Source organism: Ureibacillus sinduriensis BLB-1 = JCM 15800 (genome assembly GCF_000772955.1).
In the GTDB taxonomy this organism is placed as follows: Bacteria; Bacillota; Bacilli; order Bacillales_A; family Planococcaceae; genus Ureibacillus; species Ureibacillus sinduriensis.
Genome location: NZ_JPVO01000055.1, coordinates 1 through 13,489 on the forward strand (window position 1 = coordinate 1; position 13,489 = coordinate 13,489).

General features: G+C 39.4%; 13 protein-coding genes. 9 read left to right on the forward strand and 4 right to left on the reverse strand.

Going from position 1 to position 13,489, the window contains the following annotated elements:
* On the reverse strand, positions 1-305 hold a 305-nt coding region (locus tag CD33_RS15965; protein ID WP_036202411.1), incomplete at its 3' end, for a hypothetical protein.
* A gap of 97 nt (positions 306-402) precedes the next feature.
* On the opposite strand from CD33_RS15965, the gene CD33_RS15970 reads away from it, so the two are divergent.
* The 6 genes from CD33_RS15970 (at position 403) to CD33_RS15995 (ending at position 8,012) form a co-directional block, all read left to right on the forward strand.
* Entirely contained in the window at positions 403-1,860 is a 1,458-nt protein-coding gene (locus CD33_RS15970) for an alpha-amylase family glycosyl hydrolase (protein WP_052130311.1), read from the forward strand.
* Between the two features lie 310 nt (positions 1,861-2,170).
* Complete coding sequence (locus tag CD33_RS15975) at positions 2,171-3,199, forward strand: ABC transporter ATP-binding protein (RefSeq protein WP_036202414.1); 1,029 nt, start codon at positions 2,171-2,173, stop codon at positions 3,197-3,199.
* Positions 3,177-4,124: an ATP-binding cassette domain-containing protein gene (locus CD33_RS15980; RefSeq protein ID WP_036202417.1), complete on the forward strand. Its 948-nt coding sequence runs from the start codon at positions 3,177-3,179 to the stop codon at positions 4,122-4,124. Before CD33_RS15975 ends, CD33_RS15980 begins: the two co-directional genes overlap by 23 nt.
* Positions 4,125-4,126: 2 nt before the next feature.
* Complete coding sequence (gene opp4B, locus CD33_RS15985) at positions 4,127-5,089, forward strand: oligopeptide ABC transporter permease (RefSeq protein ID WP_036202420.1); 963 nt, start codon at positions 4,127-4,129, stop codon at positions 5,087-5,089.
* A gap of 30 nt (positions 5,090-5,119) precedes the next feature.
* The gene (locus CD33_RS15990) at positions 5,120-6,028 is read left to right on the forward strand and encodes an ABC transporter permease (protein WP_036202421.1); all 909 of its coding nucleotides are present in this window, start codon (positions 5,120-5,122) and stop codon (positions 6,026-6,028) included.
* Between the two features lie 151 nt (positions 6,029-6,179).
* Positions 6,180-8,012, forward strand: coding sequence for an oligopeptide ABC transporter substrate-binding protein (locus CD33_RS15995; RefSeq protein WP_036202423.1), 1,833 nt, complete (start codon positions 6,180-6,182; stop codon positions 8,010-8,012).
* A 129-nt stretch (positions 8,013-8,141) separates the two neighbouring features.
* On the opposite strand, the gene fakB is transcribed toward CD33_RS15995, so the two are convergent.
* Both fakB and CD33_RS16005 read right to left on the reverse strand, forming a co-directional pair.
* Positions 8,142-8,993 carry a DegV family protein gene (fakB, locus tag CD33_RS16000; RefSeq protein ID WP_036202426.1) on the reverse strand — a complete coding sequence of 284 codons (852 nt, stop codon included), beginning with the start codon at positions 8,991-8,993 and terminating at the stop codon, positions 8,142-8,144.
* Positions 8,994-9,052: 59 nt separating this feature from the next.
* Positions 9,053-9,865 carry a Cof-type HAD-IIB family hydrolase gene (locus CD33_RS16005; protein ID WP_036202430.1) on the reverse strand — a complete coding sequence of 271 codons (813 nt, stop codon included), beginning with the start codon at positions 9,863-9,865 and terminating at the stop codon, positions 9,053-9,055.
* A 206-nt stretch (positions 9,866-10,071) separates the two neighbouring features.
* Here CD33_RS16005 and CD33_RS16010 point away from each other — a divergent pair, with 206 nt between their 5' ends.
* The 3 genes from CD33_RS16010 to CD33_RS16020 all read left to right on the forward strand — a co-directional run bounded on the left by CD33_RS16010 (position 10,072) and on the right by CD33_RS16020 (position 12,531).
* Complete coding sequence (locus CD33_RS16010; RefSeq protein ID WP_036202432.1) at positions 10,072-10,833, forward strand: prolyl oligopeptidase family serine peptidase; 762 nt, start codon at positions 10,072-10,074, stop codon at positions 10,831-10,833.
* A 54-nt stretch (positions 10,834-10,887) separates the two neighbouring features.
* Positions 10,888-11,202 carry a metal-sulfur cluster assembly factor gene (locus CD33_RS16015; RefSeq protein WP_084591393.1) on the forward strand — a complete coding sequence of 105 codons (315 nt, stop codon included), beginning with the start codon at positions 10,888-10,890 and terminating at the stop codon, positions 11,200-11,202.
* 189 nt (positions 11,203-11,391) lie between these two features.
* Entirely contained in the window at positions 11,392-12,531 is a 1,140-nt protein-coding gene (locus tag CD33_RS16020) for a zinc-dependent alcohol dehydrogenase (RefSeq protein ID WP_036202436.1), read from the forward strand.
* Positions 12,532-12,621: 90 nt separating this feature from the next.
* On the opposite strand, the gene CD33_RS16025 is transcribed toward CD33_RS16020, so the two are convergent.
* Entirely contained in the window at positions 12,622-13,323 is a 702-nt protein-coding gene (locus CD33_RS16025; protein WP_036202438.1) for a Crp/Fnr family transcriptional regulator, read from the reverse strand.
* Between the last annotated feature and the right edge of the window lie 166 nt (positions 13,324-13,489).

Genomic DNA, 13,489 nt, shown 5'->3' on the forward strand with positions numbered 1-13,489 from the left:
GCGGTTTCTCTCCTTTTACGAGCGACTTTTTTCTTCTCGAGCGTTTCCGCACTCGTTACGAGCGGGCACCCTCTTTTTACGAGCGGTTTCTCTCCTTTTACGCATAGTAAGTCTGCTTTCGGTTTTATGTACCGAAGTGTTTCAAATAATGATGCAATCGAATTAAATAGAGGTGTCAAAACAATGACAATCCATATTGTCACGGTTTTGTCGCATTTATCGATGTAAATAGGCATTTTCCCAGCAAAAGATAGCAGAGTATCAATTTTTTTTGGTAAAATGGCGAAGGTATAGTTTAACTTCATTCAAAATTAGTACCTACAATTAATGAATGAGTTATAGTCTCTGGCTAGGACGGGTACAAATTAGACCAGGGCACATTTTGATAGGAGAGAGATAAATTTGAAACTTACGAAATGGATTAGCGCCACAGTGGCGTCAGCTTTAATCGCTGCATCATTCTCTTTAACGACTCCTGCTAAAGCACAGGAAACAAGAACGATTGCAGATGAAACAATATATGACTTACTGGTGGATCGATTTTTTAACGCCACTGCAGAAAACGATTACAATGCAGATCCCAAGGACAACACCCAATTTGCTGGAGGGGACTTCAGAGGATTAATCGATAAATTTTCATTAATTACAGATCTGGGATATAGCGTCGTCTCAATCGGCTCTATTTTCAAGACTGAAAAATATGACGGATCCATGGTCACAAGTTATGAAGAACTTGAATCGCATTTTGGTACAGCAGAAGAACTGGAAGCGGTAATTGATAGTTATAGTAAAAGTAACGTCAAAGTAATGGCTGACTTCCCGATGACGAATGTAAGCGAAAATCATGAATGGGCACAAGATCCCGAAAAAACGGGATGGATTGCAGGTAGCTCAGATGGCAAAGTGCAATGGGACCTTCAAAATGAGGATGTGCAACAAGCTTTGCTTGATGCCGTGGTAGACTTTGTTTCCACTTATAATTTTGGAGGCGTTCGGTTAACAAACCTGGGTAACGCGGATACTGAATTCTTAAATGAAGTAATTGGTGCAATAAAAGCAGTGAATGAGGATATCTATGTCATTTCAAACGAACAAAGCGGTGCAAATTTTGATGCAAAGTATTTTTCGGAAACAACCGAAGCTTTCCGTAATGTTTTCAAAAATGTGGACGAAGATTCATCCAATCTTTTAACGAATATTGAACCTTACGCACAAGGAAATCAAGTACCTACTCAACTTATGCTGGATAATCTGCTGACGGACCGTTTTACATTGACGAATGAAGCATTTCCTCCAACAAGGACAAGACTTGGCATCGTTGCGACATTGCTACTGCCGGGAGTTCCAGTAACCCAATACGGCACAGAACTAATCATGAATGGTGAAGCTGGCCCGGAAGCGCATCAGCTTTACAATTTCAAAACAGATGAAGAGATGACCGACTTTATCGGGGATATACAAACATTACGCTCGCAATCTGAAACTTTGAGAAATGGCGAGTTTAAGCTGCTTAAAAATGAAAATGGCTACTTGGCATTTGAGCGTTCTTCGGATCAGGAAAAGTGGATAGTGGTTATTAATAATACTGGTAAAACAACTAGACTTGATATATCAGAAGAAGAAATTGGCACCGGCAAAGAGCTTATCGCACTATTAGACAGTGATACAGTCCGTGTAAACAAGGATGGAAATTATCCGATTATACTTGATCGAGAAATTGTTGAAGTTTTCCAGGTGAAGGATGAAAAAGGGATCAATAAAGGCTATTTTGCGGCATTAGCAGTTGTCTATATATTATTTATTGCATTTATCATCACGATCATCAGACGGGGAAAACGAAATAGAGCGAAAACACAATAGAGGATAAAGGCAAGGTTACTTCGGTAGCTTTGCCTTTTTCTATTTGGTTAGTAATTATGTTGAAAAAGTATTGTGTAAATTATATAGCGATAATGTACTATTTCTAATAGATTTGACTCAATTTTTAGTTATTTCTGAAAAATAAAACTAAATTTTATTGACTTCATTTGTTACAGGAATATATAATTTATTGCAAGAATACTAAAAATATAGATAATTTAGTAAGTTTTTAATAATTTGAATATAATTTACTGTCATGAAAATTTGTAAAATTCAGTAATCATCATGACAACCGGAAAGGAGAGTTAATTTGAAAGGAAATGAACTTTTAAAAATCAATAACTTACATACTGGATTTCGAATTAAAGATACATTCTACGATGCTGTGGATGGTGTGTCATTAACAGTCAAGAAAAATGAAATACTTGCAATCGTAGGTGAGTCGGGGTGTGGTAAAAGTACTCTCGCAACATCCGTTATTGGACTATATGACCAGAATAAAACGCGCGTACAAGGCGAAATCCTTTTTGACAATAAAAACTTGGCGGCTCTTTCAGAAGAACAGATGAACGATATACGGGGTTTCCAAATTAGCATGATTTTCCAAGACCCGCTTTCTGCGCTGAATCCCTTGATGCGTATCGGGGAGCAGATCGAAGAGGGACTGGTCTATCATACGACTTTAAAACAGACCGAGAGAGAAAGCAGGGTTCTTGAATTATTGCAGCAAGTGGGGATTCGTAATCCGGAACGTGTCGCGAAGCAATTCCCTCACCAATTATCGGGTGGTATGAGGCAAAGGGTCATCATTGCGATTGCCATTGCGTGCAAACCCCAAATTATTATTGCCGATGAGCCTACAACAGCTTTGGATGTTACAATACAAGCGCAAATTCTCGATTTATTGATTGATTTACAAGCAGAAACAGAAGCTGGAATCATTTTGATTACCCATGACTTAGGCGTTGTAGCCGAGGTTGCGGACCGCGTGGCGGTAATGTATGCAGGGGAAATTATTGAAGAGGCTGCTGTGGAAGAATTGTTTGCAAATCCTAAACACCCGTATACACGCTCTTTATTTAACTCGATCCCACAGATGAATTCACAGTCGGATCGTTTGAATGTAATTGAGGGAATTGTTCCTTCATTAATGAATCTTCCGCGTTCAGGTTGCCGATTCTCTTCCCGTATCCCTTGGATACCAGGAGAAGCTCATGAAGAAAATCCAACACTTCACGAAATTTCACCAGGACATTTTGTCCGTTGCACTTGTTGGAAAGAGTTTCATTTTAAAACGGATAAAGGGGGCGGGACACATGAGCTTTATGCAAATAAATGATTTGAAAGTTCATTATCCTGTTCGCGGTGGTTTCTTCAATACGGTTATCGACCAAGTACTGGCAGTCGATGGCATTACAATGGAGTTTGAAAGAGGAAAAGCCTATGGATTGGTGGGCGAGTCCGGCTGTGGTAAATCCACAACTGGGAAAGCTTTGATCGGTCTGGAAAAAATTACGAGCGGAAGTATTATATACGAGGGCGAGAATGTCACAAATAAACGAAGAAATCGTAAATCTTCCTTCAATCGCGATGTGCAAATGATTTTCCAAGATGCGCACTCTAGCTTGAATCCCCGTAAGCGTGTAAGGGACATCATTGCCGAACCGATCCGCAATTTTCTAAATCTGACGCCGAAAGAGGAAGAACGAAAAATTAGTGAGCTATTGGAAATTGTCGGCATGCCTGAAGATGCGAAGCTAAAATATCCTCATGAATTCTCGGGAGGCCAAAAACAACGGTTGGGGATTGCACGTGCAATTGCCACCAATCCAAAGCTGATCATCGCAGACGAACCAGTCTCGGCACTTGACTTGTCTGTACAAGCACAGGTACTGAACTTCATGAAGGATATTCAAAATGAATTTGGTTTAAGTTATTTATTTATATCCCACGATTTAGGTGTTGTTAAACATATGTGCGATCATATTTCCATAATGTATAAAGGTAGATTTGTAGAAACGGGGACAAAGGCTGATATTTATACAAACCCGCAGCATATTTACACAAAACGCCTACTATCCGCAATACCGGAAGTATCACCAGTCGGAAGGGAAAATAGAAAACGTGAAAGAATCCGCGTCGAACAAAATTATCAAGCGGAACATAAAAACTATTTCGACGAAAATGAACGTGTATTTGATTTATTGCAAGTCTCGAACACGCATTATGTAGCGTCAACTTCACAAGTGAAGGGGGTCTTGTAACGATGTGGAAAACAATTGTCAGAAGATTTCTAATAATGATTCCTCAGTTGTTTGTACTAAGTCTTATTATCTTTATCCTTGCAAAAAACATGCCCGGTGATCCATTTACAGGATTGATAACTCCACAAACTGATCCGGCTCGTATTGTAGAATTAACCGAGAAAGCAGGACTGAATGATCCATGGTATGTTCAATATATGAGATGGGTAGGGAATGCTTTCCAAGGAGATTTTGGACTTAGTTATACGTATAAACGGGATGTAGCTGACTTAATTGGCGAACGAGCATTAAATACGTTTTGGCTATCTTTATTAAGTGTGCTTTTACTTTATTTAATCGCGATTCCATTAGGCATTTTAGCAGGAAGATATCAAAACAGCAGATTAGATAAAACAATTGTAATGTATAGTTTTGTTACATATGCAATCCCTACATTTGTTTTGGGATTAATCTTCCTTTTCTTATTTGGATATAAATTGGAATGGTTCCCTACAAGCGGCAGTGTGGATGTCCAATATGACCCAGGAACGTTTAGTTACTTTTGGAACAAGATCTATCACATTGTGCTACCATCCATAACTTATGCCATCTTAGGAACAACAGGTATTATCCAATATTTACGTTCTGAAATCATTGATGCCAAAGCAATGGATTATGTGCGGACAGCAAGAAGTAAAGGGATTCCGATGAGAAAAGTGTATTCAAAGCATATTTTCCGCAATTCTTTACTGCCAATTGCAGCGTTTTTAGGATTTACGATAACAGGCTTACTAGGTGGTTCTATCTTTATTGAAACAATTTTTGGTTATCCTGGGATGGGGGAGTTATTTGTAAGTTCCATCTTATCCCGTGATTACTCTGTCATTACAGCGTTAGTGATGTTATTTGGATTCTTAGCTCTTTTAGGCAGTCTATTATCCGATATTATTATGAGCATCGTCGACCCTCGGATTAGGATTGAATAGACAAAACCAAAAAGTGAAGGAGGATCCGAAATGGCAAGGAAAAATAAAAATACTGGAAACAACAACTATGTAAACTCTCCTCCTACAGGATTGCAGGTAATATTTCGAGAGTTTATGAAAGATAAATTAGCAATGTTCTCACTGCTCTTGTTAGTGATTGTAATTGTAGGTATCTTTGTCTGGACGTGGCTAGGGATTGATCAACAGCAGTTGCTCCGTGTTAGTTTAAGAGATAAATTTGCAGAACCTGGCGAGAAATTCTGGCTTGGTGCGGACCAAGGCGGTAAAGATATCGTCGGTCAAATGATTGTCGGTGCAAGAAACTCGATGTTAATCGCCATTGCCATCACCCTCATAACAGGCGTATTTGGTGTGGCAGTAGGTTTAATATGCGGATATTTTGGTGGTTGGATCGATAATCTGTTCATGAGGATTATTGACTTCTTTATTACCATTCCACAACTCATGTTAATCATTGTGTTTATCACAGTCGTTCCAAAATATACAGTCGGAGCATTCATCTTAATTATGAGTCTGTTCTTATGGACAGGAACTGCTAGGCTTGTCCGTTCCAAGGCCCTATCAGAAAGTAGGAGGGATTATGTTCTCGCTTCCAAAACACTCGGTACCAATGATTTTATCATTATTATTCGAGAAATATTACCTAATTTAAGTTCCATCATCATCGTTGAAATGACGTTGAACTTTGCTGGAAATGTCGGGATTGAAACAGGTCTTTCTTACTTAGGATTCGGATTGCCGCAATCAACACCATCGTTAGGTACTTTGGTAGCAAGTGCAAATAATCCGCTTGTATTGCAACAGTACTGGTGGTCATGGCTACCTGCAGCATTGTTTATATTATTCATGATGTTGGGCATCAACTATGTGGGGCAAGCATTGCGAAGAGCAGCAGATTCTCGTCAACGATTAGGATAGAGGAAAAAATCCCATTTATAAGTTCGGAAAATTTAATGTTTTGAAACTTTAAGATGAAACAGGGGTACCAACATATTTACAACAAGTCAGTAAATATGTTTAATTTATAAATAAATCTTATCGGTACAAATTAGAAAAGGGAGGAAAAGTTATGAAGAAAACGAAGTGGTCATTAATAGCATTGCTATTGTCGGTATTGTTAGTACTTGCAGCCTGCAGTGGCGGTGATGACGAACCGAAAACTGAAGAATCGGATGAAACATCATCTGAAGATACAACTAAGGGAGAACCAACATCTGAAAATTCAGGTGATCTATTTGAAATGGCTGTCACACACGAAGGCGAACCAATCGAAGGTGGAACACTTCAAGTAGCGATGGTTGCTGATTCGCCATTCCAAGGTATCTTCAACTGGGAACTTTATGAAGATAACTATGATTCAACTTTAATGGAATGGACAACAAACGAATTATTTGAAACAGATGAAAACTTCATGATTACAGATAAAGGGATTGCAACTTTAGAGGTTGACCAAGAAAACAAGAAAGCAACTGTTAAAATTCGTGAAGGTGTAAAGTGGTCTGACGGAGAACCGTTAACAATCGAAGACGTTATTTTACCTTACCATATTATTGGGCATAAAGATTACACGGGTATTCGTTATGATTCTGAATTCCAAAATATTATTGGTGCTGAAGAGTACCATGCGGGGACTGCTGATACCATTTCAGGCCTAAAAAAAATTGATGATCATACGTTAGAAATTAGCTTCAAACAAGTATCTCCGTCTATCAATTACGGTGGTGATGGATTATGGACTTACGCAGCACCGGCTCATCAAATTGCCGACATTCCTGTAGGAGAATTAGTCGAAAACGATGCAGTTCGTAAAAACCCTGTTACACTAGGTGCATTTAAAATCGATAAAATCGTACCGGGTGAATCCGTATCTTATGTGAGAAACGAACACTATTGGAAAGGTGTACCAAAGCTTGACGGCGTAGTAGTAAAAGTGGTTCCATCTAGCTCAATCTCCGTAGCTATCGGTTCCGGTGAGTATGATATTGTTCAAAGTTTCTCGGCTACAAAAATGCCTGAAATCCAAGACTTTGACAACATAACAATTTTAGGTCGTACAGAGCTTGCCTATACTTACCTTGGTTTCAAAGTGGGTAAATTTGATACTGTTGAAGGTAAAGTAGTGACAGATATGGAAGGCTCCAAAATGGGTAACCAACAATTGCGACAAGCAATGGGTTACGCTATAGATGTCGAACAAGTTTCAGAAGTGTTCTATGATAATTTACGAGAACGTGCAAATTCTCTTATTCCGCCAGTATTTAAGGCATTCTATGACGATGAACTAGCAGGGTACACATATGATCCGGAAAAAGCAATCGCTTTGTTGGATGAAGCTGGTTATGAAGATGTCGACGGAGACGGATTCCGTGAAGATCCAAATGGGCAACCGTTGGAAATTAAACTAGCTTCTATGGCAAGTGATGCTACTGCAGAAGAAATTGTTTCTTTCTACTTGCAAAACTGGGCTGATGTTGGCTTAAATGTGACATTAACAACTGGTCGTTTAATTGAGTTCAATACATTCTATGATATGGTTGAAGCAGATGACCCAGAAATCGATATCTTCATGGGTGCTTGGGGAACTGGTACGAACCCATCTCCATCAGGCTTATATGGTGATGCGGATCCATTTAACTTTAGCCGTTACACTTCAGAAGAACTGCAATCTGCTATTACAGCAATCGACTCTGCTGAAGCATTTGACACAGAATACCGTGCTAAACAGTTCAAAGCTTTCCAAGAACATATCGAGGAAGTGGCAACAACAATTCCAATGCAATTCCGTTATGAAATCTTCCCAGTTAACAAACGTGTGAAGAACTTTAGTATCGACTATGCGAATGAGTATAAATATCATTTACATGAATTAGAATTAGTAGCTGAAGAACCGATTGCTAACTAATTGCAACATCAAAGGTGAATCCGGGGTATAGATCCTTGGGTTCATCTTTTTTATTTTTCTTGTGGGAACTTCTAGGATGGCCGTGCACAAAAAAACGAGCTGTTTCTAAAAGAAACAACCCGGAAAAAATTAATAATCTTTATCTGTAAAGAAGATGGCGATTGTGCCAGGGCCTGCATGGGCACCGATACTTGAACCGACCATCGTGATTTCGAATGATTTCGGATGCAATTTCTCCTCAATCATCTTTTGTACCTCTTTGGCAAATTCAAGGTCATCCCCATGGCTAAGTCCGACTGTCTTGTTGGAGAAGTCGCCGCCACGTTCACTCATTAACTCGATGATCCGGTTGATGGCTTTTTTACGACCCCGAATTTTTTCTAGAGGAATCAGTTTTCCATCTTCTACATGTAATATCGGTTTGATGCTTAATAGCCCACCGATGAATGCACTCGATTTTGAAACCCTTCCTCCGGCAGCTAAATAACTTAAGTCTTCAACTGTAAATAGGTGATTCATATGCTCAGCCATACGGGTGATTGTTTGAGCTGTCTCATCGCAAGAATGGCCCTGATTTCGTAGTTGAACGGCTTCCTGTATAAGCATGCCAAGTCCAAATGAGACACACTTCGTATCAATAATTTTCAATTTCAAATTTGGATAACTTTCGCGTACTTGAGATGCAATCATCATAGCTGTGCTATATGTACCCGATAAATTGGAAGATAAGGCAATATAAATGCCTTCCTCATCATTTTTTGCAAGTTCTTCGAAACGATTTAAGAAGAGCTCCGGCGATACTTGGGAAGTTTTAGGTACCACTCCTTCCCGCATCGCGTCATAAACAACTTTCGGGTCAATATCCAAAACATCGTTGTATACCTGACCATTTAAATCCACACGTAATGTTAATAGTTCTACATTATTTTCGGTGAAAAATTCTTTCGGTAAGTCACTTCCACTATCTGTAAAAATTTTCAATTTCATACCTCCTTTTATAACGTGTTTCTAGCAAAAAGAAATAGCACTATTTCCACAATCTATACTTGCAACTTCAGTCTTTCAATAAGAATTTTGGCAATGCCATCCTCGTTGTTGCTTAAAGTAATTTCGTTCGCGATATTTTTCAAATCATCGATCCCGTTTGACATTGCGACACCAAGCCCTGCGTATTCCAGCATTTCCAGATCGTTATCCTCGTCCCCGAAAGCAATGATGCGATCACGTGGAATGTTCAAATCTTTTGCAACATGAGAAATTCCAACAGCTTTGTTCAACCCTTTTTTAACGATTTCCACGATATGGAAAGGGGCTCCCCAACGGCGATGTTCGATTAACTCGGCGTGCACGCTTTCCAAATGATCGCGAATGATTGGTACATTTGCTTCTTCAGCATGAATTAGCAAACTTGTTGGATCTTCGGTTAAATTTGTTTTTAGGTTTCCGATTGTTACACGTGGGTCGCCCATATTAAATATATCCATCATGCGGTTGTCCTCATTATGGATAAAGACATCATCCAGCACTTCGGCAATCAGGTTCTCATACTGATATTTATCAACCGATTCGACCACATCATGGACGACACTGATATCAATGGGGGAATGAATCATTTTCCATGACGCATTTGTAGGATGATGAACAAGGGCACCATTAAAGTTGACAATTGGGGTAGTTAACATCAGTTCTTTATAATACAGCTGGCTCGCCCGGAATGGACGACCAGTCGCAATCATCACCTGATGTCCTGCTTCTTTTGCCTTGAATAAAGTCATTTTCGTTTTTTCGGATATTTTTTTTTCATCCGTTAATAAAGTACCATCTAAATCTAATACAATTAAATGTTGTTTCATGAAGGAAATCTCCTTTCTGTCTCTTTAAATTTTATCCTTTTGGATATATTTAGTCAAAAATTGATAATCCGTTTTCTATCTTTCGCAAAAATTTTCCTTCAGTGATATGATAATTAAGAATAGTTTCTTCTGGGACGGACAAAAAAATTAGCTTTAGAAAAACTATTAAGGAATAGATCGACGAACCAGTTTAGGGGTGAAAGAAAATGTATGTTCAAGATGATATGTGGAATGGGATACCTTTATTACATGTTTACGATAATTCGATGGATGAGCAAACACCTGTGGTCATTTTTCTTCATGGCTTCCAAAGTGCAAAGGAGCATAACTTGCACTATGCTTACCAATTAGTGCAAAAGGGTGTGCGTGTTATCATGCCGGATGCTCATTTACACGGTGTCCGCAGTGAAAATCTTTCGGAAGTGAAAATGAATATGCACTTCTGGGAAATTGTCCTGAATTCGATACATGAAGTAAATACCATTTTTGGAGAATTGAAGGATCGGGGATATGGCGATGCCAAAATTGGAGTAGCGGGTTCATCCATGGGTGGAATCGTGACGGCAGGATGCTTGAATTCTTATGACTGGATAAGTGCTGCCGGGATATGTATGGGTGCTCCAGGATATGTCGAGTTAGCCAATTGGCAGATGGCCCAATTCGAGGCTGCAGGGATTAAATTGCCGATCGATGATATGCAAAAAGCGGAAATACTAAATCAGTTGGCCGAATATGATATTACAAAGGATCCAACACGGTTCAACGGGCGACCATTGATTTTTTGGCATGGACATAAAGATGGGACTGTACCTTTTAAAAATACATATCATTTTTATACACAATTGCGCTCACACTATGAGCATTCACCCGAGCAGCTTGTATTTATTGAAGCGAAAAATTCGGGGCATAAAGTTTCACGCAGTGGCGTGCTTGCCGTTACATCGTTTCTTTCGCAACATTTGGCATAAGGATATTCATTTGCTATGATAGAGTTAACACGTTAGAGAGAGGGGAATAAGAAAATGGCAATTAGCGAAGATATGAAAGAAAGCATGTTAGGCGCTTTAGAAAATGTAATCGATCCCGAGCTTGGCATTGATATCGTCAACTTAGGTTTAGTATATGAAGTAGATTTGGATGAAGAAGGACTGGCGACTGTTACAATGACATTGACATCTATGGGATGCCCACTTGGCCCGGTTATCGTGGATCAAGTGAACACGGCATTGGGTGAACTGCCGGAAGTGAAAAAAGTGGATGTGAATATCGTTTGGCAGCCAACATGGTCAAAAGATATGATGTCACGTTATGCAAAAATGGCATTGGGAATTCGTTAATATTAATTTTTAGCACATACACATGTTTTTGCCTTTCGGCCGCAGACAAACCAACTTGGGTTTGCCTGCGGTCTTTTTTTGAAATTGGGCGGCTCACAAATTTTCATGATTACCTTGCTTAAATAAGGGAAGTAACAATATAAGTTTGGAATATTGCTGAAAATCACTGAAAACTAGGAGGTTTTTAATATGAAAGCTGTTACTTTCCAAGGTGCCAAAGATATGCAAGTAAAAGAGGTAGCCGATCCCAAAATTGAAAAAAGTGATGATATTATTATCCGGGTGACGTCTACAGCCATTTGCGGCTCCGACCTTCACATCTATCAAGGAGCCCTTCCGGCTTCAAAAGATTATGTAGTCGGACATGAACCAATGGGGATTGTGGAAGATGTTGGACCTGCGGTAGAGAAAGTGAAAAAGGGGGATCGAGTGGTACTGCCGTTCAATATTTCCTGCGGCCACTGCCACTATTGCCAACATGATATGGAAAGTCAGTGTGATAACTCGAATCCAAATCCACATGTAGATTCAGGGGGGTATTTCGGCTTTACCGAACGCTATGGCGGTTATCAGGGTGGACAAGCTGAATTATTGCGCGTACCATTCGGAAACTTTGTGCCATTTGTTATACCTGAATCTGTAGAGCTTGAGGATGAGTCCTTGCTCTTTATGTCGGACGTACTTCCAACCGCCTATTGGAGTGTGGAAAGTGGGGGAGTTAAAAAAGGTGACACGGTGGTCGTCCTTGGATGCGGTCCAATTGGGTTGATGACACAGAAATTCGCCTGGATGAAAGGGGCGAAACGTGTCATTGCGGTTGATAATCTACCATACCGCTTAAACCATGCGAAGAAAATGAATAATGTCGAAATCATTAATTTCGATGATCATGAAGATACAGGAGATTATATTGCCGAAATAACAAAAGGCGGGGCAGATGTTGTCATTGATTGTGTGGGAATGGATGGGAAAAAGAATCCCCTTGAAGTTGTCGAGCAAAAACTAAAACTTTCGGGCGGTACAACGAGTGCCATTCGTATTGGAATGAAGGCAATCAAGAAGTTCGGTACATTGCAGATTACGGGTGTATACGGTTCAATGTACAATCACTTCCCACTAGGCAATCTTTTTGAACGAAATATTATCATCAAGATGGGACAAGCACCTGTTATCCACTACATGCCAATGCTATTTGAGATGATTAAGAAAGGTGAGATTGACCCAACCGAAATCATCACACATAAAGTGCCATTAGACCTGGCAAGTGAAGCCTACAAGACTTTCAATGATCACGAAGACGAATGTATTAAGGTTGTGTTAAAACCTTAAGCACTACAAGCTATAAAAAAGGTACGCAAGGATTTTTTGCGTACCTTTCTTTTTTATGGTAAATGTTGGTGCCTGCCAACTGTCCACCCTTCAATCAATTCGACAAATAGATGCGGGGCAATTTTCGCATGCTATTTCTTGCTTTAAGAAATTCAAATCCAGTACGGTGATATAGCCTTTTTCAAACGTAATAATATTTTGTTTCTTTAAATCATTCAGCATGCGATTAATCATTTCGCGGCTTGTCGAACACATATTGGCGATATCTGTATTAGTTATTTGAATATCGATGAAAAGTTCGTTTCCTTTATTTGGAAGAGGTTTTCCATAAGTGTTCGATAAACGGATCAATGTAGAAAATAGCGCCCCTTTTTTTCCATGGATCACTAAATCACGAATCAGGCTTTGATTTTTTAAATTCTCGGTTTGTATCCATTTTAAGTATTCAATCATGAGGGAAGGCTGTTCAGTTAGTATCATTTCCAATGAATGTTTGCCGAGTAGCAGTATTTCCGAGCGGGTGATCGCCTTTGCTGTAGTGGAGTGGAATGTGGAAGGACCAAATAATGAGCATTCACCGATGATACTTCGCTTGCCGCATACCCGAAAGGTAAGTTCCTTACCGTTTTCAGTTTCTTTGCTTATTTGGATTGAGCCATTCTTAATCAAAAATAGATCTCGCGCACTCTCGCCCTCATGGAAAATATGGTTCCCTTTTTCCGCCCTGATGAGCAGGCCATGTTTTTCAAATAGTTGATAAATATCCATTGATAAATGATCGGTCAATGTCATCCCACCACACCCTTTCGAAAGCCTAACTTGATATTAAGTAAAAAGTATTTTCAACCTATGATAGCACAGGTAACTTAAGCAAAATGTAAAATTTTAGTGCCAATTTTTGCAATTTGTCAGGAAACAACTTATAATCAGATTAGTCAAAAATGGTCAAACTAATTAT